This window comes from Paludibacterium paludis (genome assembly GCF_018802605.1).
Classification (GTDB): Bacteria; Pseudomonadota; Gammaproteobacteria; order Burkholderiales; family Chromobacteriaceae; genus Paludibacterium; species Paludibacterium paludis.
This window is the reverse complement of the sequence record NZ_CP069161.1, coordinates 521,080-545,737: the sequence shown is the minus strand read 5'-3', so window position 1 is coordinate 545,737 and position 24,658 is coordinate 521,080. Positions and strand designations below refer to the sequence as shown.

General features: G+C 62.8%; 22 protein-coding genes, 1 tRNA gene and 1 pseudogene. 8 read left to right on the top strand and 16 right to left on the bottom strand.

Translation table 11 applies throughout. The annotated features are described in order from the left end of the window. Positions 1 to 53 precede the first annotated feature (53 nt). Positions 54 to 830, bottom strand: a complete 777-nt coding sequence (gene xth, locus JNO50_RS02550) for an exodeoxyribonuclease III (protein ID WP_189533773.1) — start codon at positions 828 to 830, stop codon at positions 54 to 56. A 579-nt stretch (positions 831 to 1,409) separates the two neighbouring features. Beyond that, positions 1,410 to 3,449 carry a M3 family metallopeptidase gene (locus JNO50_RS02545; RefSeq protein WP_189533774.1) on the bottom strand — a complete coding sequence of 680 codons (2,040 nt, stop codon included), beginning with the start codon at positions 3,447 to 3,449 and terminating at the stop codon, positions 1,410 to 1,412. A gap of 88 nt (positions 3,450 to 3,537) precedes the next feature. On the opposite strand from JNO50_RS02545, the gene JNO50_RS02540 reads away from it, so the two are divergent. The 4 genes and pseudogenes from JNO50_RS02540 to JNO50_RS19340 all read left to right on the top strand — a co-directional run bounded on the left by JNO50_RS02540 (position 3,538) and on the right by JNO50_RS19340 (position 6,098). After that, positions 3,538 to 4,092 (top strand): gamma carbonic anhydrase family protein, encoded by a 555-nt coding sequence (locus tag JNO50_RS02540; protein WP_189533776.1) that lies wholly within the window; start codon positions 3,538 to 3,540, stop codon positions 4,090 to 4,092. 74 nt (positions 4,093 to 4,166) lie between these two features. Continuing rightward, positions 4,167 to 4,670 carry an RDD family protein gene (locus JNO50_RS02535; protein WP_189533778.1) on the top strand — a complete coding sequence of 168 codons (504 nt, stop codon included), beginning with the start codon at positions 4,167 to 4,169 and terminating at the stop codon, positions 4,668 to 4,670. 99 nt (positions 4,671 to 4,769) lie between these two features. Then, positions 4,770 to 5,492: pseudogene (locus tag JNO50_RS19345) on the top strand (PAS domain-containing protein); the annotation flags it as partial. Continuing rightward, complete coding sequence (locus JNO50_RS19340) at positions 5,484 to 6,098, top strand: methyl-accepting chemotaxis protein (protein ID WP_483406970.1); 615 nt, start codon at positions 5,484 to 5,486, stop codon at positions 6,096 to 6,098. The pseudogene JNO50_RS19345 and the gene JNO50_RS19340, both read left to right, overlap by 9 nt. Here the strand turns inward: JNO50_RS19340 and JNO50_RS02525 are convergent. The 3 genes from JNO50_RS02525 to JNO50_RS02515 all read right to left on the bottom strand — a co-directional run bounded on the left by JNO50_RS02525 (position 6,095) and on the right by JNO50_RS02515 (position 8,237). Then, complete coding sequence (locus tag JNO50_RS02525; protein ID WP_189533782.1) at positions 6,095 to 6,271, bottom strand: hypothetical protein; 177 nt, start codon at positions 6,269 to 6,271, stop codon at positions 6,095 to 6,097. The genes JNO50_RS19340 and JNO50_RS02525 overlap by 4 nt on opposite strands. An 80-nt stretch (positions 6,272 to 6,351) precedes the next feature. Further along, on the bottom strand, positions 6,352 to 6,852 hold the full coding sequence (gene tpx, locus JNO50_RS02520) for a thiol peroxidase (protein WP_189533784.1): 501 nt from the start codon (positions 6,850 to 6,852) through the stop codon (positions 6,352 to 6,354). 83 nt (positions 6,853 to 6,935) lie between these two features. After that, complete coding sequence (locus JNO50_RS02515) at positions 6,936 to 8,237, bottom strand: chloride channel protein (protein ID WP_244976380.1); 1,302 nt, start codon at positions 8,235 to 8,237, stop codon at positions 6,936 to 6,938. A 227-nt stretch (positions 8,238 to 8,464) separates the two neighbouring features. Between JNO50_RS02515 and JNO50_RS02510 the strand changes: the two genes are divergently transcribed. Continuing rightward, positions 8,465 to 10,066, top strand: a complete 1,602-nt coding sequence (locus tag JNO50_RS02510) for an APC family permease (protein WP_215796464.1) — start codon at positions 8,465 to 8,467, stop codon at positions 10,064 to 10,066. Positions 10,067 to 10,115: 49 nt separating this feature from the next. Here the strand turns inward: JNO50_RS02510 and JNO50_RS02505 are convergent, their stop codons facing one another. The 6 genes from JNO50_RS02505 to rplU form a co-directional block, all read right to left on the bottom strand. Then, positions 10,116 to 12,923, bottom strand: a complete 2,808-nt coding sequence (locus tag JNO50_RS02505; RefSeq protein ID WP_189533788.1) for an ATP-binding protein — start codon at positions 12,921 to 12,923, stop codon at positions 10,116 to 10,118. Continuing rightward, entirely contained in the window at positions 12,923 to 13,603 is a 681-nt protein-coding gene (locus JNO50_RS02500; RefSeq protein ID WP_189533790.1) for a hypothetical protein, read from the bottom strand. The genes JNO50_RS02505 and JNO50_RS02500 overlap by 1 nt, the downstream gene beginning before the upstream one ends. 7 nt (positions 13,604 to 13,610) lie before the next feature. Then, complete coding sequence (locus tag JNO50_RS02495; protein ID WP_229804661.1) at positions 13,611 to 14,870, bottom strand: hypothetical protein; 1,260 nt, start codon at positions 14,868 to 14,870, stop codon at positions 13,611 to 13,613. Positions 14,871 to 14,915: 45 nt separating this feature from the next. Then, the gene (gene obgE / locus JNO50_RS02490; protein ID WP_189533792.1) at positions 14,916 to 16,091 is read right to left on the bottom strand and encodes a GTPase ObgE; all 1,176 of its coding nucleotides are present in this window, start codon (positions 16,089 to 16,091) and stop codon (positions 14,916 to 14,918) included. A 128-nt stretch (positions 16,092 to 16,219) separates the two neighbouring features. Continuing rightward, a complete protein-coding gene (gene rpmA, locus JNO50_RS02485; protein WP_189533794.1) occupies positions 16,220 to 16,495 on the bottom strand; it encodes a 50S ribosomal protein L27 in 276 nt (91 codons plus the stop codon). A gap of 12 nt (positions 16,496 to 16,507) precedes the next feature. After that, a complete protein-coding gene (gene rplU, locus JNO50_RS02480; RefSeq protein ID WP_189533796.1) occupies positions 16,508 to 16,819 on the bottom strand; it encodes a 50S ribosomal protein L21 in 312 nt (103 codons plus the stop codon). A gap of 233 nt (positions 16,820 to 17,052) precedes the next feature. Between rplU and JNO50_RS02475 the strand changes: the two genes are divergently transcribed. Then, the gene (locus tag JNO50_RS02475; protein ID WP_189533979.1) at positions 17,053 to 17,982 is read left to right on the top strand and encodes a polyprenyl synthetase family protein; all 930 of its coding nucleotides are present in this window, start codon (positions 17,053 to 17,055) and stop codon (positions 17,980 to 17,982) included. 6 nt (positions 17,983 to 17,988) lie between these two features. Beyond that, positions 17,989 to 18,063 (top strand) — tRNA-Arg (locus JNO50_RS02470). A 412-nt stretch (positions 18,064 to 18,475) separates the two neighbouring features. Here JNO50_RS02470 and JNO50_RS02465 read toward each other — a convergent pair. Beyond that, positions 18,476 to 19,360: a LysR family transcriptional regulator gene (locus tag JNO50_RS02465; protein WP_189533798.1), complete on the bottom strand. Its 885-nt coding sequence runs from the start codon at positions 19,358 to 19,360 to the stop codon at positions 18,476 to 18,478. Between the two features lie 155 nt (positions 19,361 to 19,515). Between JNO50_RS02465 and JNO50_RS02460 the strand changes: the two genes are divergently transcribed. After that, entirely contained in the window at positions 19,516 to 20,892 is a 1,377-nt protein-coding gene (locus tag JNO50_RS02460; protein WP_189533800.1) for an MFS transporter, read from the top strand. A 965-nt stretch (positions 20,893 to 21,857) separates the two neighbouring features. Here the strand turns inward: JNO50_RS02460 and JNO50_RS02455 are convergent. From JNO50_RS02455 to JNO50_RS19335, 4 genes are all read right to left on the bottom strand, one after another. Next, a complete protein-coding gene (locus tag JNO50_RS02455) occupies positions 21,858 to 22,424 on the bottom strand; it encodes a hypothetical protein (protein WP_189533802.1) in 567 nt (188 codons plus the stop codon). After that, positions 22,387 to 23,178, bottom strand: coding sequence for a multinuclear nonheme iron-dependent oxidase (locus tag JNO50_RS02450; RefSeq protein ID WP_189533804.1), 792 nt, complete (start codon positions 23,176 to 23,178; stop codon positions 22,387 to 22,389). Before JNO50_RS02450 ends, JNO50_RS02455 begins: the two co-directional genes overlap by 38 nt. Further along, positions 23,162 to 24,010 (bottom strand): multinuclear nonheme iron-dependent oxidase, encoded by an 849-nt coding sequence (locus JNO50_RS02445; RefSeq protein ID WP_425325365.1) that lies wholly within the window; start codon positions 24,008 to 24,010, stop codon positions 23,162 to 23,164. Before JNO50_RS02445 ends, JNO50_RS02450 begins: the two co-directional genes overlap by 17 nt. Before the next feature lie 301 nt (positions 24,011 to 24,311). Beyond that, the gene (locus tag JNO50_RS19335) at positions 24,312 to 24,359 is read right to left on the bottom strand and encodes a hypothetical protein (RefSeq protein ID WP_483406969.1); all 48 of its coding nucleotides are present in this window, start codon (positions 24,357 to 24,359) and stop codon (positions 24,312 to 24,314) included. Positions 24,360 to 24,658: the final 299 nt, after the last annotated feature.

Here is a 24,658-nt window from a genome sequence, read left to right as displayed (position 1 = left end):
GCATCCCTTCCCGCCTTCCGGTTTGAGCTTGGCCAAATCCCCGACCGATCGGATCATGCCGGCTTGAGTGTCAGCACGACCGGAGTATGGTCGGAAGGGCGTTCCCATTTGCGTGGCGCCTTGTCGATCTCGCAATGGGCCGCCCGCTCCTTGAGCGGATCGCTCACCAGAATGTGATCGATACGCAGCCCCAGATTGCGCCGGAACATCGCGGCGCGGTAATCCCACCAGCTGTACTGCTTGTCTTCCGCATTGAACAGACGGAAGCTGTCGGTCAGCCCCATACCGATCAGCCGCCGGAACGCCGCCCGCTCGGGCTCGGAGCACAGAACCTTGTCTTTCCAGGCCTCGGCATCATAGACATCGCGATCGTCCGGCGCGATGTTGTAATCGCCCAGCAGGGCAAGGCTTGGCCACCGCTCGAGGCTTTGGGCGACATACGCCTCGAGCCTGGCGAGCCAGTCGAGCTTGTATGCATACTTGTCCGAGCCGACGGCTTCTCCGTTGACGAAATAGCCGCAAATCACGCGCACGTCCTCCACCGTCGCGGCGATGACACGGCGCTGCGGATCGTCGTAATCCGGTATGCCATTGATCACGTCTTCCACACGAAGACCGTCCTTCACAAGGATGGCAACGCCGTTGTAGGTCTTTTGTCCGAACCAGAACGCCCGATAACCGCTTTGCTCGATCGTGGATAGCGGAAACGCCTCCTGATCCATTTTCAGTTCCTGCAGGCACAGAACATCGACCGCCGAGCTTGCCAGCCATTGAACGACATGCGGCAAACGCACGTTAAGTGAATTGACATTCCAAGTAGCGATTTTCATATTTTTATCATTCCTCATTCAGCAACATAACAGCTGGAAAATTTCGCAAAAACATATCGTCAACACATTGAATTGTTTTCGATTTTTTCATTACATCCGGAACAGCGCAGAGAAGACTGACACATCAGACATTGTCAGACGATCCATCAACAACCTATGATGAAAATGTCTTCATAACCGGTATACCATCATGGCCAGTCCGATCAAGCCCTCTTCTCCCCCGAAAAAAACGGCCCCCGCTCCGCAGCGCTCCTCGCTGTCCCCCATGCTTCCCGGTTACTCGCTTCAGACTCCCGCCCAACGCCGCACCCTGGGTTCGACTCCACTTGAAGGCTTCGACAAAAAGCCTCGCTGATCGCCTTATTTCCCGATACGCCGCGCCCGTCCGCTTGCCATATCCGGCAAGCATGACGAGCGCACATAAAAAAACGCCCCCGCTGAAAACGGGGGCGGTAAAAAGACGGAATCAATGGCCGATGGACACGGATATCGTCTTGCTCGCTGCTGCTCTGGAGAAAACGTGAACAGAACAAGTTAGGCAAAGCCATCGCGGTTTGGTTCCCGCGCCCGTGCAAATTGTCAGGCGGCCGCGCTTTCGACCATGCCGGAATGCCGCAACAAGGCATCGATATTCGGCTCCCGGCCGCGGAACGCGCAAAAGGACGCCATCGCCGGCCGCGAACCGCCCACGGCGAGAATCTCGTTCCAGAAACGGGCGCCCATCTCGGCATTGGCGCCCCCCGTCTCCTCGAATGCGGCATAAGCATCGGCCGACAGCACTTCGGCCCATTTGTAGCTGTAGTAGCCGGCCGCATAGCCGCCCGCAAAAATGTGGCTGAAGCTATTGGGAAAACGGTTGTAAGCCGGCGGCAGATTGACGGCGACTTCCTCGCGAATGCTCGCCAGCAGCGCTTGCCAATCACCCCCGACCGGATCCATTTCGCCATAAACGCGCATGTCGAACAGCGCGAATTCGATCTGGCGGAGCATCTGCATGCCGCTCTGGAAATGACGGGCGGCCGTCATTTTGTCGAACAGCTCGCGCGGCAGGGGCTGACCGCTGTCCGCATGGGCGCTCATGCCCTGCAGCACATCCCACTCCCAGCAGAAGTTTTCCATGAATTGGGACGGCAGCTCCACGGCATCCCACTCCACCCCGCTGATGCCGGCCACCGCCAGTTCGTCGACACGGGTCAGCATGTGGTGCAGACCATGGCCGAACTCATGGAACAGCGTCGTGACTTCATCGTGGGTGAACAGGGCCGGCTTGTCGCCCACCGGCCGGCTGAAGTTGCAAGTGAGGTAAGCGATCGGAGTCTGTACCTTGCCCCCTTTCACGCGACGGCCCCGCGCATCGTCCATCCAGGCACCGGAACGCTTGCCTTCGCGTGCGTAAAGGTCGAAATAAAAACCGCCGAGCACCTGTCCGTCCTTCTTGATGGTGTAAAAGCTGACATCCTTGTGCCAGGCCGGGGCCTCCCCCTTTTGCACGTCGATGCCGAACAGGGTGCGCACCACGCCGAACAGGCCCTCAATGACACGATGTTCGGGGAAGTACTGCTTCACCTCCTGATCGGAGAACGCATAGCGCGCTACGCGCAGCTTTTCCGATACATAAGCCAGATCCCAGGCTTCGAGCGTATCGATGCCCAGCGTGTCGCGCGCGAAGGCCTCCAGCTCGGCGCGATCCTTTTTCGCGAAGGGCATGGCGCGCGCCGCCAGATCACGCAGGAAAGCGATCACCTGGGAGGGGCTGTCGGCCATTTTGGTGAAGAGCGACAGCTGGGCATAGTCGGCAAAACCGAGCAGTCGCGCTTCTTCCCGTGCCAGGGTCAGCCGTTCGCGAATCAGGGGCGCATTATCCCACTCCGTCTTGCCGAATTCCGAAGCACGCGTGACATAGGCGTCGTACAGTGTCTTGCGCAGCTCGCGGTTATCGGCGTACTGCATGACCGGCAGATAGCAAGGGAACTGCAGGCTGAGCTTGAAACCGGGCTTGCCATCGGCGGCGGCCGCTTCGGCGAGCATGTGCGTCACGTCGTCGGGCACTCCGGACAGACGTTGAGGATCCTCGATGTAGAGACTGAACGCGTCCGTGGCATCCAGTACATTCTGTTCGAAGCGGGCGGACAGCTCGGCCAGCCGTTCCTGGATTTGCGCGAAGCGGGCCTTGTCGGCCTCCGGCAGTTCCGCGCCGGACAAGCGGAAATCCCGCAGATTGTTTTCGACAATTTTTTTTCGCGTGGCGGAATAGTCGCTGTAGGCCGGGGCGCTCGCCAGCGCCTTGAAACGATCGTAAAGCGCGAGATTCTGGCCCATTTCCGTGAAAAATGCGGCGATCTTTGGCACATTGGCATTGTAGGCATCGCGCAATTCCGGGGTGTTCACAACGGCGTTCAAGTGCCCTACCGCCCCCCAGGCGCGCGTCAGTTTCTCGACGGCGTCGGTCATCGGCTCGACAAAGTGCTCCCAATCGGGTGTTTGCGGGTGCCCTGTCAGTTCTTCGACGACACCGCGCGCCCCGTCGAGCAAGGCGTCGATGGCCGGTGTGACATGCTCCGCGCGAATGTCGGCAAAGCGCGGCAGATCGGAAAAATCGAGAAGCGGGTTATCACTCATGGACGTGTTCCTTGTTGGCGGGCGGCCTGTGCTCCGCTCCGGTATAGTATTGCGTACGCTGCTATCCCAGGAAAATGAGGACAAACCGATGAATCACAATATCCGCACCTTCGACGGCATGACACCGGACATCGATGCGAGCTGCTTTATCGATCCGGCCGCCGTGGTCATCGGCGAGGTGACGCTGGCGGAAGGCGCGTCCGTCTGGCCCTGCGCCGTCGTACGCGGCGATGTCAACCGCATCGAAATCGGCGCGGGCAGCAACATCCAGGATTTCGCCATGCTGCACGTCAGCCACAAGAACGCCGCCGATCCCGAAGGGGCGCCGCTGATCATCGGCCGCGATGTCACGATCGGCCATCATGTGACCCTGCACGGCTGCACCATCGGCGATGAGGTGCTCATCGGCATCGGGACCATCGTTCTTGACCGGGCCGTCATCGAACCGCGCGTGCTGGTCGGCGCGGGCTCGCTGGTGCCGCCCGGAAAAACGCTGAAGTCCGGCTATCTTTACCTCGGCAACCCGGTCAGGCAGGTCCGGCCCCTGACGGAAGACGAGTTGGCGCATTTTCGCTACTCGGCCGAGCACTACCGCCGCCTCTCGGCCAAGCACCTCGCAAGCCTGGCGTCGGACGCTCGTTAATAAAGCGGTAACGAGCCAGAGCGTACCATGACTTCTCCGCCGGGTATCCATCCGGCGGGCCACCGGGGGTACCGATGCAACGCTCCGACTATGCGGGTTTCTGGCCGCGGCTCGCGGCCTGGAGCCTGGACAAGGTGTTCTTTCTGGCGGTCATGGCCGTGGTCTTCGGTCTGGCCATGCTGCTCTACCACCTTGCCACCGGCCACACCCTGCCGATCGCCCCGGCAAACGGCGAATGGCTGGCCTGGCTCAAGTCCCTCGCCAACTTCCTGATTCCCTCCACCCTGATCGTGACCTTCTGGCTGAAAAAACGCGCCACGCCGGGCAAGATGCTGATCGGACTGGCCATCGTCGACGAGTCGACACTCGCCACCGTGACACTGCGCCAGGCGCTGCGCCGCTTTTGCGCAAGCATGGTTTCCCTTTCCTGCTTCGGTCTGGGCTACGCCTGGATCTTCCTGGACCCCAAACGCCGGTCGTGGCACGACCGCTTTGCCGGCACCGTGGTGATCCTTACCGCTCCGCGCCGCTTTCGCTGCCGCGGCATCAAGTCCCCGGTGCGCGCGTCGCAACCCTGAAAGCGAGATTGGCGGGCGGAGGGCTTTTTTTCAGGCTATCTCTAATTAGGGGTACACTTCACTGCACTACCAGGTTTGATTTAAACAAGAGAGAAGCTCATGCCTCTGTTTGCTTCGGGTCTCAAAGCCCTTCTGGCCGATAGCCAGGCGCAACTGGCCCGCGCCCGTGCCCGTCTGGATGCCATCGAACGATCCATGGCCATGATCGAATTCTCGGCGGACGGCACCATCGTGTCGGCCAACCACCATTTTCTGGAGCTGATGGGCTACCGGGCCGAAGAGCTGATCGGCAAGCCCCATCGCATCCTGTGCGATGCAGCCTATGCCTCCAGCGCGGAGTACAGCGATTTCTGGCGCAAGCTTGCGAACGGAGAGCCCTACTCGGGTCGCTGCACACGACGCGCCAAGGATGGCAGGGAGGTCTGGCTTTCGGCGAGCTACAGCCCGGTTCTCGATGCCGGCGGGCGAGTCGCGGCCATCGTCAAGGTCGCCACCGACATCACGGAGCGGGTGCGTTCGGAACGCGAATTCCAGGCCCAGCGGGAAGCCATCGACCGCTCCATGGCCATCATTGAATTCGCCCCGGATGGCGCCATTCTGACGGCGAACCAAAACTTCCTCGCCACCTTCGGCTACCGGCTTGCCGATATCGAAGGCCGGCACCACCGCATCTTGTGCGAGTCGTCATACGCCTCGTCTCCTGAGTATGCGGAATTCTGGCGCAAACTGGTCAAAGGGGAGTTTTTCCAGGGGCGCTACAAGCGGCTGGCGAAAAATGGCCAAGCGGTCTGGCTGCAAGCCACTTACAACCCGGTGGTGGATCCGTCGGGCCGGGTGATAAAAGTCGTGAAATTCGCCAGCGACATTACCCAGCGTATCGAACTACTGCACGCCCAGGCCGAACGGGCGCAATCGGCGCTCTCCGTCTCGGAAAACACCGAGGCGCTGTCGCTACGCGGCAGCGGCGTGCTGGATCAGGCCGCCGCCGAGATGCGCAAGGTCTCGGACAGCGTGACGCACTCCTCGGCCATCATCGAGCAACTCGGCGAGAGCTCCGGCCAGATCGGCGCCATCGTCGGCACGATCCGCGACATCGCGGACCAGACCAACCTGTTGGCGCTCAATGCCGCCATCGAGGCGGCGCGCGCCGGCGAAACCGGCCGGGGCTTCGCGGTTGTCGCCGATGAAGTACGCAAGCTCGCGGAGCGTACCAGCCAGTCCACCGGGGAGATCGCCGGCATCGTCGAACGCATTCAGCAAGGATCGCAGTCGGCCGTCGCCGCGATGCAGGACGTTCGCAACCTCGCCGGGCGCGGCATGGAGCTTTCCGACCACGCCCGCGACGCCATCGCAGATATCCGCGGCGGAGCGAAAGAGGTCGTGGAGGTCGTCAAGGGCATCACGGAGCTCCTGAGCGACCGCGACTAATCGCCGGGCAACGGATCGGCGGACTGGAACAGGTCCGCCAGATCTTCCTGGATCGCCTCCCATTCCTCCCCCGAAAACGTCATCAGCTTGAAGTAACGCAGCATGAACAGACCCTCGGCGGTGAAAAAGGCCAGCCTTGCGCGCCGACGACGCGGCGGAGCGGCTTGCCGCACTGGCCCGGCAATCGTTCGAGCAGACGTTCTTCGCGGCCATCGCGCTGCCCCGCCCGGCGACGGGACAACGCGCGAAACGCTCAGCCTAACGCGGCGAGCGCCGCCTCGTAATCGGGCTCATCGCCGATTTCGCCAACCAGCTGGGCATGAAGCACGGCGTCGTTCTCATCAAGCACCAGCACGGCGCGCGCGGTCAGTCCGGCCAGCGGTCCCGAAGCCAGACGCACGCCGAAGCGCTCGGCAAACTCCGGATGACGGAATGTGGACAGGCTCACCACGTTTTCGATGCCCTCCGCCCCGCAAAAGCGCTTCTGGGCGAAAGGCAGGTCGGCCGACACGCATAGCACCACGGTACCGGCAAGACCCGCGGCCTTGACGTTGAACTTGCGCACCGAGGTCGCGCAGGTGGGCGTGTCCACGCTCGGGAAAATGTTGAGGATCTTGCGCTTGCCGGCGAAGGCGGCGAGCGAAACGTCGGCCAGATCCGCGCCGGTTAAAAGAAAGTCCGGGGCTTTCTGGCCCTTGGCCGGCAAGTTGCCCGCCACATCAACAGGATTGCCGCGCAGGGTTACGGTTGCCATGTCTGTCGTCCTTGTGTGTCTGTGGAAAATCTCATTAGTGTGACGCAACGCCCGGCAAATTCAACCCCGGTCGCACCAGGGTCTCACTTCCGGCTCCGCAACCGCGCGCGCCACAGGGCGCGCTCATCGCCCAGCCGCGTTCCTGGCAAGACCGCCATGAACTTGCCCTGGGCGATGCGCTGGGCAAGATAGATGCCACTGTGCCCGGCAAAGCAGTAACTCATCACACAGGCCACCGCCGCGTACCCCCCGGCAGGTGCTCCGAACAGCTCCATGGCCATCAGCGCGCCGGCGAGCGGCGTATTGGCGGCGCCCGCGAACACCGCGACCATGCCGACTCCCGCCATCAGCGGCATCGGCAATGCGCCCAGCGGCGCCAGCACATTGCCCAGCGACGCTCCGATGAAAAATAGCGGAGTGACCTCCCCCCCCTTGAAGCCGCTGCCGAGCGTCAGCGCCGTCAGACCGAGTTTGGCCAGTGGGTCGTACCAGGGCAACGGCACACGGAAGGCATCCGCGATGACCGGCAGGCCCAGTCCCGCATAACGCCAGGCTCCGGTCAGGGGAATCAGGACGGCGATCAGCAGCCCGCCGGCCGCCGCGCGCGACGGGGCATGGGGAATCCAGCGCCGGGCGGCCCGCGCCGTACCGTGCATCGCCCGGGAAAACCCCCATGCGGCGATTCCCGCCGCCGCGCCCAGCGCGAGGGCGGTAAGGAGTCCGGCCAGCTCGGGATCGGGCACGATACCCACGCTGTAGTGACTGTGCGCGATTCCCATCAGCGTGGCGAACCGGGCGGCCAGCACCGCCGACAGAAACACCGGCAACAGGGTGTCGTACTGGATGCGCCCGATGGCGAGCACCTCCAGCGCGAACACCGCCGCGGCGAGCGGCGTGCCGAACAGCGCGGCGAAGCCCGCCGCCATGCCGGCCACGAGAAGCTGACGACGGGTTTCGCGCGACACACGCCCAGTCCGCGCCAGCCAGTCGGCCAGCGCACCGCCCATCTGCACCGCCGTGCCCTCCCGCCCCGCCGAGCCGCCGACCAGATGTGTCAATAGGGTCGACACGAGAACGAGAGGAACCATGCGCAGGGGAACGGGATGACGCGGATCGTGGATTTCGTCGAGCAGCAGATTGTTGCCTTTCTCCGCGCCCAGTCCATAGCGTTGGTAAATCCAGACCATCGCGAACCCCGCCGGCGGCAAGCCCAGCAACCACCAGGGGGAGTGTTCGCGCAGATCGGTCGCCCACGTCAGCATCGCCATGAAGGCCGCCGATGCGGCCGCGGCAAGCAGCGCCACGCACACCGACAGGATCAGCCAGACGCCGAGAACCGGAAGCAACCTTGCATGATCGCGCTCGCGCCAGTGCCTACGTGCCACTCTCATCCTCCCGCTCTGTCCACGCACCCATCATTAAATCATAACTCTCTGATTGTTAATCAATAAATTGACAGTAAAGCAATGATTGCTTACAATTCGCGTATGGGAAATTCCCATTGCCCGCGCATTGTCCTTCCTGTCAGTCGACAGACTTTTCATACTGCGATACATCCCTGCGGGCAAGAAGACCGGATCCGAAACCGGCTCATCAAACAGGAGATCATTTCTTGAACCATCCTCACCACCGACATATCGGGCCGATCGCGCTGATGCTGACCGGCCTGGGTTCCATCATTGGCTCCGGGTGGCTGTTCGGCGCCTCGCATGCCGCGGCCATCGCCGGACCGGCCGCCACGGTGGCCTGGGTGATCGGCATGCTGATCATCCTGACCATCGCGATCAGTTACGCTGAACTGGGCGCCATGTTTCCCGAATCCGGCGGCATGGTCCGCTACGCGCGTTACTCTCACGGTTCGCTGGTCGGCTTCATCGCCGCGTGGGCCAACTGGATCGCCATCGTATCCGTGATCCCCATCGAAGCGGAAGCTTCCGTCCAGTACATGAGCACCTGGCCCTGGTCATGGGCCGGAGAACTGTACCACCAGGGCGAGTTGAGCCCGATCGGTCTGGCTATCGCCGCGATGCTGGTGATCGTCTATTTCCTCCTCAACTACTGGGGAGTACGGCTTTTCGCCAAGGCCAACAGCGCCATCACCGTCTTCAAGGTCCTGGTTCCCGGACTGACCATCGGAGCGCTCGTCTCCACCGGCTTTCACAGCGGCAATTTCGGAGCCTCCACGCCGGGAGGCTTCGCGCCGCATGGCTGGTCGGCGGTCATGACCGCCGTCGCCACCAGCGGCATCGTGTTCAGTTTCAACGGTTTTCAAAGTCCGATCAACCTCGCCGGCGAGGCCAGGCGCCCGGGACGGAGCGTGCCATTCGGCGTGGTCGGATCGATCCTGATCGCCGCCGTGATCTACGTGATGCTGCAAATCGCCTTTATCGGGGCGCTCACTCCCGGCCACCTCGCCCGCGGCTGGTCCGGCATCGACTTTAGTTCGCCGTTCGCCCAGCTGTCCATGGCGCTGGGGCTCAACTGGCTGACCATGCTGCTCTATTTCGACGCGTTCATCAGCCCCAGCGGCACCGGCGCCACTTATACGGCGACCACGGCGCGGATGATCTACGGCATGCAGCGCAACGGCACCCTGCCGGAGATGCTCGGCCGCGTGCATCCGCTTTACGGCATTCCGCGCCCCGCCATGTGGTTCAATCTGGCGGTATCCTTCGTGTTCCTGTTCTTCTTCCGCGGCTGGGGCACGCTGGCCGCTGTGATTTCCGTCGCCACGGTGATTTCCTACCTGACCGGTCCTGTCAGCGTCGCCGCGCTGCGCCGCGTCGCGCCTGACCTGCCGCGCCCGCTGAAAGTGGCCGGCCTCGGGCTGATCGCGCCCCTGGCCTTCGTATGCGCCTCGCTGGTGCTGTACTGGGCCCGCTGGCCGCTGACCGGCCAGATCATCGTGCTGATGGTCGTGGCCCTGCCTGTCTATCTCTACTATCAAGCCAAAAGCGGCTGGCGCGATTTCGCCCGGGAATTCAGAGGAGCGCTGTGGATGATCGCCTACCTGCCCGCCATGGCCCTTGTCTCCTGGCTTGGCAGCGAAGAGTTCGGCGGAATCGGCCTGATTCCCTACGGACCGGACATGGTACTCGTAGGGGTGCTCGGCTACGCGTTTTTCCTGTGGGGCACGCGCAGCGGCTGGCACACCCGATACCTTGACGAGGAGCACGACGCGGCGGCGGTCGCCGCCCTGCACGACGCGGGCTGACCGCGCCGGGACAAACAAAACGCCGCCCGGAGCCGGAGCGGCGTTTTTTTCAAGCCGGTTTCTCCTCGACGCGGCGGCGCGTCTGCAGGATCGGCGGCGCCCAGGTTTCGCCGGGGCGCTTCTTGCGCGTGGCCAGGGTCAATTCCGACGGCGCGAAGATGTTGATGTTGTGCGTGTTGGGCGACGTGATCAGGTATTGAGCCTCGGTGGCCTTGAGGAAACCCGCCACCCGGTCGATATTGAAAATGTCCAGGTGAGCGAATGGCTCGTCGATGAACACGAAACCCGACGGATTGGCTTCGTCCATCATCAGGCCGATCAGCAGGATCAGCGATTTCATCACCTGCTGGCCGCCCGATGCCTCACCGTCGTTCAATCCCATCATGCCCTTCTGGTCGAAGTTGAAACGCAGGGTCAATCCGGCCTGAGCCAGCACCGCGTCGTCGTTCTCCAGCTGCGGCAGATCCACCTCGACGCCGATGCCGGCCAACTCGCCAAGACGCTTGACGTTGCGCGCATAGGCCCGCACCGTGGCGCGCAGCTTGTTGATGTAGGCGGCGCGCGCCTCGCCGGTCAGCGAACCGGCCCGGTCGACTTCGCTCTGGCGCCTCGCGCGCTCGCGCTCCAGCTGCTCCAGGTCGTCGTTGAGCTTGCCCTTGAGTTCCAGCACGTTTTCGTCGGTTTCCCACTCGCCCGACCCCAGCCGCTCTTCGAGATAACCCAATTGATGACGCGCGTCCGCGGCGCTTTCGAACTCGTCCTCGAGGGCCTTGACCGCCTCGGGCGCCAGCGCATCGGGCGGCAGACGACGCGCCGCTTCGCGCACTTCGCCGATCAGCCTGCGCAACTGGCGGCGAGAGGCCTCGACCCCCGCGTCGAGCGCGGCAAGCTTCTCCAGACCCTCTTTTTCCCGCAGGCAAACGCGATCATGCGCGAGGCGCGCATCCGAATAGCGCGCTTCGGCCGCCTCGCGTTCTCCCTGTGCGGCGGCAAGCGCCTCGCCAAGCCGCGCGATCCGCTCTTCAAGCTCGATCTTGCGCGCCTCCAGGGCGGCGAACTCGTCGGCGCGCGACTCCAGTTGCAGGAATGCGTCCATTCCCCCCAGATACTCGGCCAAACCGCTCGCCTCGCGCGTCAGCGCCAGCAGTTTCTCATCGTCGGCAAGCAGGGTTTCGTTAAGCTTCGTCAACTCGCGCCGCAAGCCGGCAAGGCGAGACACCCGAGCGGCCTCGCCGAAGGCATACTCGTGCGCCGCCACACCGATATGGCGCGCCCCGCGCCGCTCGCGGAAGTAGCCCTCGCGGGTGATCCAGTCCCCGTCGACGCCGGCCCCTTCACGGGCGTTTTCGACACGGGTGATGGCGTTCAACTGGCGCGACAGCCAGTCCGGGATGTCGGCGGACAGACGCACCACATCCAGGAGAGAACCCTTGCGCGCCGCCGGCGGCGTAGTCCGGTCAGGGACGATGAAATGACGGTAACGCAGGCGCTCGGCGATTTCCCAGGCACGCGAGCGATCCTGGCCATTGTCCAGCAACACCACGTGACGATAGGGCCGCAACACGGCCTCGACGGCGCCCTGCCAATCAGAATCGGTCACTTCCACGATATCCGACAGCAAGGTATGAGGAATACCGGCCTCGTCGAAGGCCGCGCGCAGGTGGCGCACATCCTCGGGAAGCCGGGTGCGCCCGGCCTCCAGGGAGGCCACATGCTGCATCAGATCCTGGCGGCGGCGCTTGGCCTCGCGCAGCGTATCGCGCAGCGCGTCGGTTTCCTGGCGCAGCGCGGCGAGCTTGCCGGTCAGGGCGGTGCTGTCGCTGCCGTAGTTCTTACCGGTCAGGGCAAGCAGCCGATCGCGCTCCTTGAGCTGGCCCGCCACCTCGGCATGATCCGCCTTGGCGGCCATGAACGCATCCTGAGCGGAGCGGCGCACCGTCTCGGCGGCATCCCGCGCGGCCTGCGCGCCGTGCTCAGCATCGCGCAGCCGCGCCACCAGGGTCAGGGTGTCGCCGTGGTCGCGCCGCGCATCGCGTCGCTGCGACAGGCGCTGGCGGTATTCGTTCCAGGACGAGCCGATTGACGACTTGTTGTCGAGCCAGCCCAGCACCGGAAGCGCGGTGTCGTTGAGCCGGGCGATGGCGGCGTTCAACTGGCGCCATTCAAGATAGCGGTTGGCGCGGGTTTTCATGATTTCGACCCGGCCTTCCAGCATTTCCTTCTGGCGCGACAGCGACTCGAGCTCCTGTTCGGTGGCCTTCTGCTCTTCGCGGGCGTGCTGGTAGTTGTCGAGCACGTCCTTGTCGCCGAAAACCTGGAACACCAGATCGAGCAGCTGGCGCGGACTGTATTCGGTCAGCTTGTCCGTGTCGCCCTGCTCGAGCGCCAGCACTTCGGCCACCGCGGCCGTCAGGCCCGCGGCCTCCAGCCGTCGGCGGTATTCCTGCACACCGAGCCATTGCGCCTGGCCTTCGGCAAGCTCGAGCGGCACATCGCCGTCGAGAATGGCGTAATGACGCACCCAGTCGCCGCCCTGCTTGCGCACCCGGCACAGCAAGGTCACATCCGGCGTGACGATCGGAAAAAACGGTGTCGGGTACAGGCCGTCCGACGCACGGCGAGGGTTGTCCACCACACCGCGCAGATAGGCGAACGGTTCGCGGTTGTTGCGCACGTAGCGCTTGTAGTCGCGCTTGCCCGAGCACTTGATGGCCAGAAGGGTGCGCATGGCGTCCAGCAAGGTGGTCTTGCCTGAGCCGTTGGGTCCGATGATGGTGACGATCTGAGCGTCGAGCGGCACGCTCAGACGCTGCCAGAAATCCCAGTGAACCATTTCCAACGATTTGATCTGAAACATCAGGCGCCCTCCCCTTCTTCGCCATTCCGCTGCGCGGCTTCCTGCGCCGCCTCGCGGCGCGCTCCGAGCACTTCCGACAGCGCGCCCTCGATGATGCGGGGCGCCAAGTGGCCATAGTCGATCAACAGATCGAGCATCGGCCCTTCCGCGATCATGCGGTTGCGGCGCACAACAAAACCGAGGTTGGCCAGACGGCCGAGGTTGGCGTTAAAGCGCGTGCGCCCGCCCAGCGCCTTGCCGAAATCGGCGTACACGGCATCCTCGGACACCCCGGTGGACACCGCCTCGCCGGTCTCCAGGGGTTTTTGCGCGCCGAACATGTCCGACTGGTTTTCCTTGCCGGCCTCCACGCGGGCGATCTGGCGCTCGCGCTTGGGCAAAACGATAAGCGCCCACAGGATCACCAGCAGCGCCACACCGTCGCGCGGCAGACCCATGTTGTTGTTCATCCAGGCGTCGCCGGAACCGAACACGGATTCGGTCAGCTCCGGCAGCATCGCCACCGCCAGGTGCTCGGCGTAAGGGTTTTCCACAAGTCGCAGTCCGACATCGGCCAGCCGCTGGTCCAGTTCGGCGCGAAAGCCATCGTCCATCAGCGCGCGGCGCGCCAGCGGGTCGCCGCGTTCGATCACGCGGTGCGCCAGCAGCCTGGCCGTCAGGGTGGTGAGTTCAGTATCCATAAGCGATTCAAGATAACGGTTGTGCCGGCGGAACCAGCCGGGCATCGGACAGGCTGGCCACTTCGGGGTGATCGGGTTCGATGATGCCGCCACCGCCTTCAAGTCTCAGCGGCAGGCGCGCCAGCGCGGCGACAACGCTCGCCTCGTCGCGGGTCTCGGGGTCGCCCAATAACGACAACAGGGACAGGCGGTAGGCGGTTTCGTTGTAGCTGTCGGCCAGCACCGCGTCGCCGATGTGGCTTTCCGCTTCGAGCGACGCCAGGGCATCGTAGAGTGTTTCGGCGTGAATCAGGCGCTCGACTTCCGGCGCATCGGCCTCTGGGGCCGCTTCGGCGCCTGGCAAGACCGTGTCGTCGGCCCTGGCCCGCTCTCGCGCCAGAAGTTCGTACTCGGCCACGTCGGCCAGCTCCGGCGTCGACAGGAAGGCCGGTTCCGGGCACGCGGCGATGGCCGGAGCGACGAGGCGGGCAAGGTCGGCGGCGCCGGCATTGCGCAGCCAGGCGGCGATATCGGTCGACGTGAGGCCCGATGCGCCAAGGTGCACGCGTTGCGCGGCCAATTGCGCGAGGCGCCGTTCGAACGTGCCAGCCAGCGCCAGCATGCGGCTTTGCGCCAGGGCGATGGCCTGGGCGCGCGACAGGGTCGTCAGCGTCAGGGTGTCGTCGGCCGTCAGCTGCCGCACCACGTCGGTGGACTTGGCGACCCAGCGCCATACGGCCTCCAGCCGGGGCTGGGCGGCGCGGATGCGGAACTCCGATTGCGACTCGAGGGCGTCCTCGAATTCGGCGTAAAGTTCGTTCAGTCGTCCCAGCAGGTGGCGCAGCGCCTCTTCGGAGACCTGGCCGACCGCCTGCCCCGCCGCCACCTGGCTGGTCAGATAGCCGAGCTCGGCATCATCGCCGGTCACATCCATCAACGTGGCAAGTGCCGCCATGGCGATGCGCGCGCCTTCGGAGAGCTGATAGAGGCCGGTGTCGGTTTCCCAGACCAGCAATCCGCCCTCGCGCAGTCGCTTGAGGATGGTGTCGAGCTTGACCGGATTGAGATAGGCGAAACGCTGGGCCAGCTCCTGAGGGGTCCAGAACGGCGCCTCGGCGCGCGCGCCCAGCTCACGCAGCACCAGAAGTCGCATCAGGACTTCCTCGTCGCCGCCGCGGAACAGGGTGATGAAAGCCGACAGGTAAGGCCAGGCATCGTTCAGCCGCTGCACGGAATGGAGCGAAGCGGGATCGATGTCGGGCTGAAAGAAGGAGGATAGCGATTCCAAGGACAATCCGGCTCGGGTTAAAACCGGATTGTCCCCAGACACCCCTTATTCGTCAATCTCCGGCTGGGATTTGATGATCAGGGTTTGTTGCTGGCGGGCCGTCTTGCGCGCGGCCTTCTCGGCTTCGGCGGCCGCCGCGGCGGCTTCTTCGGCGGCGCGCAGACGCTCGCGCATCACCTCGAGATACGCCATGATGGCCTGCGTCACATCGCGCGTGCCCTCGCCGGTCAGCGCGGAGATGGTGAACACCCGGGGGGTATCCACATCAAAACCGTAGGCGTCGTCCGGTTGCGGATAGTCCCAGCCAAAAGCGTCGAGGAAGGCACGCACGGCGCCTTCGCGCTCCTCTTCCGGCAGCATGTCCACCTTGTTGAGCACCAGCCAGCGCGGCTTGTTGTACAACTCTTCGTCGTACTTTTTCAGCTCGTTGACGATGGCGCGGGCTTCGCGCACCGGGTCGACATCCGGATCGAACGGCGCGATGTCCACCAGATGCAGCAGCAGACCGGTACGGCCAAGGTGCTTGAGGAAGCGGTGCCCCAGACCCGCGCCCTCGGCCGCGCCCTCGATCAGTCCGGGAATGTCGGCGATCACGAAGCTGCGGGTATCCTGCATGCGCACCACGCCCAGATTGGGATGCAGCGTGGTGAAGGGATAGTCGGCGACCTTGGGTTTGGCCGCGGAGACCGAGCGGATGAAGGTGGATTTGCCGGCATTGGGCATGCCCAGCAGGCCGACGTCGGCGAGCACGCGCAATTCCAGGCGCAGCGAACGGCGCTCTCCCTCTTCGCCGTTGGTGAACTGGCGCGGCGCGCGGTTGACCGACGACTTGAAGTGCAGGTTGCCAAGACCGCCCTTGCCCCCGCGGGCCAGAAGCAGACGCTGGCCGTGGTGGGTCAAATCGGCGATCACTTCCTCGGTATCCATGTCGTAAATCACCGTACCGACCGGCATGCGCAGATCGATATCGTCGGATCCTTTGCCATAACGGTCCGAACCGTGCCCCTTTTCACCGTTTTCCGCTTGATATTTCTTCACGAAACGGTATTCGACCAGGGTATTGATATTCTCGTCGGCCACGGCATACACGCTGCCGCCCTTGCCGCCATCTCCGCCGTCAGGCCCGCCGAACGGCACGAACTTTTCCCGGCGGAAGCTGGCCGCGCCATTTCCGCCCTTGCCCGCGATCACTTCGATCCGGGCTTCATCAATAAATTTCATCTCATCCTCCGGGACGCTGACGAGGAGTCAGGCGTGAGGGTTGTGCCGCACAGCCCTCACGCCTGGCGCCTCATGACAACAAAAAAGCCCTACCACCAAGGATAGGGCTTTTTGACAAGGGGTGACGATTACTCGCCGTCAACGCCCGTGTACGGAACCACGGTCACGGTCTTGCGGTTCAGCGCGCCCTTCACGGTGAACTGAACGTAGCCGTCAACCTTGGCGAACAGGGTGTGATCCTTGCCCATGCCGACGTTTTCACCAGCGTGGAAGCGGGTGCCGCGCTGACGCACGATGATCGAACCGGCCGGAATCAGTTCGCTGCCGTAAACCTTGACGCCCAGGCGTTTGGATTCGGAATCGCGGCCGTTGCGGGAGCTACCGCCTGCTTTCTTGTGTGCCATGTCTTGCTATCCTTACTTGGAAATCGCGTCGATGCGGATTTCGGTGTAGTTCTGACGGTGACCCTGGTGCTTCTGGTAGTGCTTGCGACGACGCATCTTGAAGATGCGGACCTTCTCGCCGCGACCGTGCGCCACGACGGTGGCGGTAACGGTTGCACCAGCAACGCGCGGGGTACCCACGTGAACCTGTTCACCGTCAGCAATCATCAGCACTTCTTCAAGTACGATCTGGCTGTCGATGTCTGCAGGTATCTGTTCTACTTTAAGTTTTTGGCCAACGGCAATTTTGTACTGCTTGCCGCCAGTTTTTACGACCGCATACATTCGGAAGCTCCTAATGGAATCTGGATAATCCCGCCCAATTGAGCAGGAAGCCGAGCATTCTACGCCCGAAGAACAAAACATGTCAATTTTTTCATGAACTTAGCGGAAATGGCGGTCACAGGTTCAATCTCGAGAGCATTTTCTGGTACTATCCGAGGGTTTGAGGCGTCTCTTTCCAACTGGCTAACAACGTGTCCACAACCCCGTTTTTCCGAACCTTCGTTGCCGAAGACATGCAAACCGTCGACCGGGTGATCCGGGCACGACTTCACTCCGATGTCATTCTCATTCGCCAGGTCGCCGAGTACATCATCTCGGCCGGCGGCAAACGCCTGCGTCCCATCCTGACCCTGCTGTCGGGCCGGGCGTTCGGATACGGCGACGCCCACCTCTTCGAACTGGCGGCGATGATCGAGTGCATCCACACCGCCACCTTGCTGCACGACGACGTGGTCGACGAATCGGACATGCGGCGCGGGCGCGAAACGGCCAACGCCCTGTTCGGCAACGCCGCGAGCGTGCTGGTCGGCGACTTCCTCTATACGCGCGCCTTCCAGATGATGGTCACCACGCACAATATGGCGATTCTGGAAGTCATGTCGGAAGCCACCAACATCATCGCCGAGGGCGAGGTGCTGCAGCTTCTCAACATCGGCAATACCGAGGTGACCGAGGAAGGCTACCTTCAGGTGATCCGCTACAAAACCGCCAAGCTCTTCGAAGCGGCCTGTCGCGTCGGCGCCCTGATTGCCGGAGCGGATGAAGCTGGCGTGCGCGCCATGTCCGAGTACGGCACGCACCTTGGCACCGCTTTCCAGATCATCGACGACGTTCTGGACTACAGCGGCGACGCGGAAACCATCGGCAAGAGCCTGGGGGACGACTTGGCGGAAGGCAAGCCAACCCTGCCGCTGATCTACACGATGCGCAATGGCGCACCCGCCGCCGCCGCGCTGGTGCGGCGCGCCATCGAAGAAGCCTCTCGCGATCTTTTCCAGGAGGTGCTCTGTGCGGTACAATCCTGCGGCGCGCTGGATTACGCGCGCAGCGAAGCGGTCAAGGCGGCCGACGCGGCCATCGCCGCGATCGCCGGTCTGCCCGACAGCGACGCCAAGAAAGCGATGATCGAACTGGCCGCCCTGTCGGTTGGTCGCAGCGCCTGATCAAGAGTCTCCGTAGTTAAATGGATATAACGGCCCCCTCCTAAGGGGCAATTACAGGTTCGATTCCTGTCGGGGGCGCCAAAACAAGCGCCGACACAATCCGGGAAGTACCACAAAACCCGCACCCGCCAAGGCGCTGCGGGTTTTTTGTTGTCAGTACGCTCCGAAGAGTGCCAATTGGATTTTGAGGAACTCGGGGAGTAGCAGGGGGAGATTCAGGCTCTTCGCGGAGTTCGGCAGTTATCAGAGCTAGCGGAGCCGATCACCCCCTGGCGCGGCGGCGGTTTAGAAACGCCCCTGAAAGTGACAAACTCAGTGAAGAAATACGGTCACGTTGGAAGAAGCGCCATAGGACTCACGCACAAATCGGAGCCCCGGCCATCCGGCGAACGGAGACGTTAACTTCCCGGCGAAAAACCCGCCCAGAGCGAAGAGTCAGCACGCTGATTATCCATGTTCCATGGTTACCCACAGGCTGGCCGCGCATGGAAAACTATCCACAGAGCGCCTGGGCATGCGCCGACCAGTCGCCCAGAAAGGCAATCAACGCCCGCAGGCGAGCGGCCGCGCCGCGCGACGACGGCCAGAGCAATTGCAAGGGCACCGGTTCGCCGCGCTCACTTTGCAGCAGCGCGGTCAGACTGCCATTGTCCAGCTCGCGGCGAACCGACGTGTCAGGCAGGCAGGCGATGCCCAAACCTTGCAGCGCGAATTCCAGCCGCGCATGCACGCTATTGCACACCAGCGATTGCGGCAACTCACCGCCCACAGGCCAGGTTTCCAGCTTGCCGCTGTTGGGCGAACGGTAATGAATCAGTCGGTGCCGCGCCAAATCATCCACCGTCTCCGGTTCTCCATGAGCGGCAAGATAGGATGGCGCCGCCACCAGAAGACGACGGAATCCGGGCAAGACCAGGCCACGCAGTTTGCTGTCCGAGCGGTCCCCCACCCGGATCGCCGCATCGAACCCCTCTTCGATGATGTCGACATTGCGTTCGCTATAATCCAGCTCCAGCGCCACATGCGGATAACGACGCTGAAACTCGACAAGAGGCGCGATAAGCACGCCGCCGATCGGCGGCAGGCTCAATCGCAAAGTGCCGGAAGGCGCCTCCCTGGCTTGGCGCACGTCGCCTCTTAGCGCCGCGGCCCGCGCCAGAATCTCGCGGCTGCCCTGCAATACCCGCTCGCCCTCCTCCGTCAGCGCAAGAGAACGCGTGCTGCGCTGCATGAGCCGCACCCCCAGTTCCGCCTCCAGCCGGCTGACGCGCTTGCCTACCGCGGAGGCCGATACGCCCAAGACCCGACCGGCACCGACAAAGCTTCCCTGCTCCGCCACGGTGACGAACACCGACAACTCGCTTAGCGATTCAAACACGGTCACAACCTCCCGTCCGCCAGTTTAACGTCATTTTCCGCGGCCGGCAGCGCATTCCCGATGTCCTGCTCCGCACAATGCGGAGCGCCAGGCCGCTGTTTGCCGCGGGGGAGGGCCGCTAATCTGTCAGTCCCGCCATTCCTGAAATCACCGACATGACTCCACCACGTCTCGTCTCACCCGCCCTGCTCGCACTGGCCGTCGCCACCTTCGCGATCGGCACCGCCGAATTTGTGATCATGGGCCTTCTGCCGGACATCGCCGCCGACCTTGCCATCGACTTGCCGCGCGCCGGTTATCTGGTTTCCGCCTATGCTCTTGGTGTCGTGGCGGGTGGTCCGCTTTTGGCCCGCGCCATCGCGCGCTGCGAAGAAAAGCGGGCATTGACAGGGTTGATGGTGATATTCATCGCCGGCAACCTCGCCGCACTGCTGGCTCCCGGTTTTTACAGCCTGCTGGCGGCGCGCCTCCTGACCGCACTCAGCCATGCCAGTTTCATGGGCGCATCGGCAGTCCTGGCCGCGCGGCTGGCGCCACCGGGCATGGCAGGCCGGGCGATGGCGCTAACCTTCTCCGGCATGACGCTCGCCAACATCCTCGGCGTGCCGGGAGGTACCCTGCTCGGCCAATGGGCAGGCTGGCGAGCCACCTTCGCCGCCGTCGCGCTCCTGGGAGTCGCCGCCTTGCTGCTGATGCGCGCCAGAGTACCCGCACAGCCGCCCCGTTCCGGCGCCTCCCCAGATTTTCCCCGCTTACCGGGCAAGGTATGGCCGGTTCTCGTGTGCAGTGTCCTGGCGTCGGCCAGCATGTTCAGCTTCTTCACCTATCTGCTGCCGATCCTGCTGCAGGTCAGCGCCCTACCAGTCCGCTCTGGCGGCGCGGCGTTGCTGCTGTGCGGCCTCGGCATCGCCGCGGGCGGCTGGATCGGCGGCAGCCTGTGCGACTGGCGGCTCACCGCCAGCCTTCTGGGCAGTCTCGGCGCGGCGGCCCTCTGCCTGCTGGGCTTTCATGTACAGAGCCATCACTTGCCGTCCGCCCTGGCGCTGGTCGCGCTTTGGGGCGCCGCCGCCTTCTCGGTGTGCATGCTGCTGCAAGGCCGGGTGATCCGTCAGGCCGGCGCGGCCGCGCCTTTGGCCTCCTCCCTGAATATCGGGGCGTTCAATCTTGGCAATGCCCTGGGAGCCTGGGCCGGCGGGCTGGCGCTGGACTGGGGGTTCGGTCTGGACCATCTGAGCCTGCTTGGCGCCGCCATCGCATCACTGGCCCTGCTCGTCTGCGCCGGTACGCCGACAGGTGACATACAAGGCGGAGAAAGCCAGACACGTGGCGACAGCATTGCCGAACGCCAGCCCGGCCATGACCCAGCCGAAATTCTCACCATCGAAACCGAGCAAAGACAGCGGGATACCAAACACCACCATCGACAACCGGAACATCGGCGGCACGGCGACCTGACCGGCAAGACGCAGCAGGCCGATCAGGATCTGCGCCATACCGTCGAGCATAACGACCACCAGTCCTGCCGCGAATAAACCGGCCAGCGCGCCGTCGGCACGGCCCAGATACCAGCGAGCGACGAGCCCGCACGACGGCAGCAGAACCGCGATCCAGGCAACGATGTAGACCAGCGACAGAGCCAGCACACCGGCAACGCGGTCTTGCCAGGGCGGCATCCGCTTGGCGAAGTACTGGGTCAGCGACAACGAAAATCCCGTGAATAGGATGGACACGGTATTCATGAAGTTGAGCGCGATGCCAAAACGGGCGAACGATGCCTGGCCGGATTGCGCGGCCAGCGCGGTGCACAACAGCGCCAGGCCACCGGTGAATGCCAGTCCGGTGGCGGCCTCGCTTCGGCCGTAGCCGAACAGGGCTTTCGAGGTGTCGGCCGACCAGTCAGGCTTGCACCGGATTCCCAGCCTGGACGCGACCAGGGCGCAGCCGAGCACCATACCGGCAACCCGAACCACGGTCGTGGACAACGCGACAGCGATACCGGACGGAACGGCGTCGCATGCCACGAACACAACATCCAGCACCCCATTCAGGCACGCCAGGGCGGCTGTCGCGCAAAGTACCAGCGGAGCGAAGCCCTCCGCCTCCAGCAGATGGCAGCAGGCGATGTGCAGGGTCATGGGAACAAGGCCCGCCGCCAGCACAAGATAGATGGCGCGCGCCGAACTGGAAAAACCCGCCATGGAGGGCAGCGCAAGGCTCGCCAGGCACAGCGCCCCGCCAACCGCCAGCGCATAGGCCGCGATCCGGCCGGCAAGCCGCGAATCCACGACCCGCCCGGCGCGGTAGACCAACACCACTCCGACGTTGAGGGTCACAGCCAGAACAACGAACACCTGCGCCCATTGACTGGCCAGGGCAAAATCGGAGGCATCGCGCCAGGCCATCCGGCCAAGCACCATCAGATCCGTGCTGGCCATGCTCAGCGAGATCAGCCTTGAGGCAGAGATCGTCAATGCCTGACGGAGTATGGCCGGGTGATTCATAATGCAGTCCAGTCTCGCTGCAATACGCTCGGCAGATCGTCATCCCGCCGGTAAGTGGCGTAAGCGAATCCGCCCGTCACCTCCACATCCGAGTCGAGGCTCAACACGAAAACCTCGCGCTCCAACCTGGCATCGGTACTCTTTTCCGCGGCGCACAGCCGGCGCGAATCCAGCGAGGACGCGATCAGAATGCCGTGATGCGGCCCCTTGTCGGAGTAGGTCCACTGCGAACAGGCAAACAGCAACAGATGCTCGGCGAGCGAAGCGGGCACCGCCCGGTATTCCGAGAGAAGATACGCGAGCAACGATACGCCAAAGCGCCAGTCGAGCATTGCGCGGCGCAGGCGGCACCAGCCGAGAAATCCGGCCCATGCCTTCTCGTCGGCAAGATCCATCAGGTCCGAGATACCGGGTACAGCGGCGACAACAGGATCGCGCCAGGCGCAGGCAAGAAGGGCCAGATACCCCCTCGCCCGGCCACACACCGGCACGGGAGCGGCGGGATCGGCAAGCGCGCGGCACACCTCAGAGATCACCGCGGAGTGCTCCGATTCTGCGCACATCGGCAAGCCATTCCTCCGCATCGAAGCGGTCATCCCGTTCAACGCTGACCGTCACGTTCTTCACGCGGCCAAGCACCACTTCCGCCAGAAGCAAGGCGCGCTCATCGATGCCCCGATCATGGGTATCGACCGCGCATCGCACGGAAAATGCCGCCGGAGCAAATCCGCCGATATGAAAATGCCGGGTATTTCGCCACAGAGCCGACCAGTCGCCGGCGGATTCTCCCGTGTTGATCTCGGCGATCACGGCATTGGATATGTCGAACAGTAATCCGCATTGCGTCGCCTCGATCAATCGCGCAAAAAACGCCGCTTGGGCGGCCGGCTGCCGAATGATCGACGGATAATTCTCGATGAAGATCTGCCGGCCAAGCAAATCCTGCCAGAGCGCCAGCTTGTCCCGGCACCATGCCCCGTCCCGGACGTAGTCGACCTCGAGCATCTGTGGCAAAGCCTGTCCCCGGAAATAAAACTTGCCCAGATGATCCGAGACATACAAGGGCGACAGCGCGGCGTCGAGCTCGCGCACACGCTTGGCCATATCGCGCAACGCCCCCGGACGGGCATGCAGAAAGCGGGAGTTCATGATGTGAAAAGCGCAGGGCGTGCCATCGAGGATGGACAGGAGCGAGCCTGGGTCGCATGGCAGGAAGTTGTCGATCACGATCTCGACGAAATCCACTTCGCCGCTGCCAAGCAAGGATGCGACGGTGGGCAGGTCACGCTGGCCGGACCAATTAATCCCTGTTTTCATTGAAGCGGCTCTCGATATAGTCGATGAAAGTATCAGTGAACACGATCGATTCGCGGCGGATCAGCGAATCCATCTCCTCGGTCGACAGCGCGAGACGTTTTTTCGTGGCGTCGACGTGGCTCAGCCAACCATCGAGCAACTCCCGCTCCGAAATACCGGACAACTCCACGACCTCGTCGAAGTTGACGATGGCGTTTTTCAGCAGGGTTTTCAGGTAGGCGCGCGCATAACCAAGCGCATTCTTGCCACCGTTCGTGCGTGAGGGAGCGGCAAGCCGTGAAGCGAGCCGGGCAAAATCGGCGCGATAAGCCACGGGATCGGCAAGCCACGCCGAGTCGCTGTGCTCGATGTTGAGGTAGATGTCGCCGCCGACCAGTCCGTAGCGCATCAGCGTGTCGAGCATCGCCCACACTCGGTGATCGACCGGACTACCGTGCCCATCGTGCAAGGCGCCATCCCGGCCTTCGACGATGCCCGACAGGTGCAACTCGGCCACGCTGTCCCACGGGATCATCCCGAGGCAAATATCGGGCGATACACCATTGTTCAGACAGTCGATGATCAAATGGGAGAGGTCGATGATCAGGCTCGCGCCGGAATGCTCCGCGATACGGACAATGCTTTTCCAGTTGGCGACGATTTCGGCCGGCGATGCCGAATAGAAATTGGCGTTCTCGATCCAGACGGGTTTTCCCGTGGCGGCGGTCACCCTGGCGATAAAGGCGGTCGCGCGATTTTCCGCGCCGGCCGAGCAGCGGTAATGCGAGGAAAACCCGTAAGCCCCGATATTGTCGCGCCGGTCGCCGCACAGATGAAATCCGATGCTGACCACTCGGGCGTCCTTCCCGATACCGGCAAGCTTCTCCTGAATGAAGGCATTCTGAAAAACGGCCGCCTCTGTGATCGGTGAACGAGCGACATGCAAGGAGATATCGCCGCGATACTCGATATCAAGATGTTTAGCTTCTGAAAATACATGTTTATAGGCAGCCAGGCCCACTTCCATGAGACTGACATCGGGAACGCGGATCGTCCTGTTATCCATAAATCCGGCATGGTAGCTGCACGCTATTTTCATGTTCATGTATTGTGCGATGGTCCGCCAGGCCTTGGCTGCCCGTCATGCACCTCGATTACTTGTTATAGTTTCCGCAGGTGAATTCTTTATCGTTGATTTTCACGACAATCTTCCTGACTTTCACAAAACACCTCCTTTAACTGATTAAAAACGAAAAATAGCAACGTGGCAGCAGAAAATATAACCGATATACGGCAAACAGTATCACTCAGAAAAATGACTGCAAACCCAGGCTGCCGGTTGATACTAATCAACAGAAAAAATCACCGTCAATATAAAAACACGACTTATCTATCAAAACTGTCATTGTGGACAGATCAATATCGCGACTTTTATACCATTTATATAATTAAAACATTTGAGCTATATTTTTATCAAACGCAAGTTATTTAACCTAAAAAC